The following is a 1,010-nucleotide window of genomic DNA, read 5'->3' on the forward strand; positions in this document are numbered from 1 at the left end:
GTTCTTGCCATTTTACTACCTGCTCAAGTTTATATTCCCATATTATAATATACCTCCTTAACTATTTCAATTGGTATAATACCAGAGTATAAATTTATGTAAGGTACTAAAGGATTAATATACCGTGTCAATTATTTCAATTGGTATTATATGGTTAAGCTAGGCACTGTTAACAAAGGTATTTAACCAACTAGTTATCATGTTTTTAGTATAAATTATAAAAAAGAAATTTTTATAGCAAAAATTTTACTAATTAGCTATTAGTGGAGAATAAAAAAGTAGTATAATGGGTATTATAGTTGGAAGGAACAGGTGAAAACAATGATAGAAGAAAAAGATAAAGATAATATTAATTATCAGCCAAGAATGTTTGTTGGTACCGATGACTTCAAGACATTATTGCTAAATAGCGATGTATTTGTTGATAAGAGTCTAATGATCAAAGAATTATTAGAAGATAGTGGAGCAGTTACACTCATTACTCGCCCAAGGCGGTGGGGGAAGAGCTTGAATATGGATATGGTGCGAAGATTTCTAGAAATAGAAGTGGATGAGTATGGGATACAATTGCCGCAAGAACAAAGAGTTAATTATAAGCTGTTTAGTGGAGGAGAGGTAGATTTAGGTTTTGATGAGACTAAAGAACTAAAGCCATTAAAAATTGCTAATGTAGCAAACTCTATGAAACGCCAAGGTCAATTCCCAGTTATTATTATAAGTTTTAAGGGGATTAGGGGTAGTAGTTATGAGGAAATTGAAAGTAAAATCAATTATCAAGTAATACAGTTATTTAGTAATTATCGTTATTTGGAGACTTATTTAACAGATAAGGAAAATTTATTAAATGATGCACAAAAGAAACAATTAACTAGATATTTTTCTGGAGAATTTAACAAAGTAGAACTTGAGAATAGTTTGAAATTTTTAAGCGATTTACTTTATAAACATTTTAATCAGAAAGTTTACATACTAATTGACGAATATGATACGCCAATTAATAGTTCCTACAT

The 1,010-nt window shown here is 29.4% G+C and carries 1 protein-coding gene; it reads left to right on the plus strand.

All coding sequences use genetic code 11. From position 1 onward, the window contains the following. Nucleotides 1-321 precede the first annotated feature (321 nt). A partial coding sequence (locus RiCNE_RS07065) for an AAA family ATPase (RefSeq protein WP_157905726.1) occupies nucleotides 322-1,010 on the plus strand: 689 nt, incomplete at its 3' end.

The sequence above is a fragment of the Rickettsia endosymbiont of Culicoides newsteadi genome (genome assembly GCF_002259525.1).
Lineage (GTDB): Bacteria > Pseudomonadota > Alphaproteobacteria > Rickettsiales > Rickettsiaceae > Tisiphia.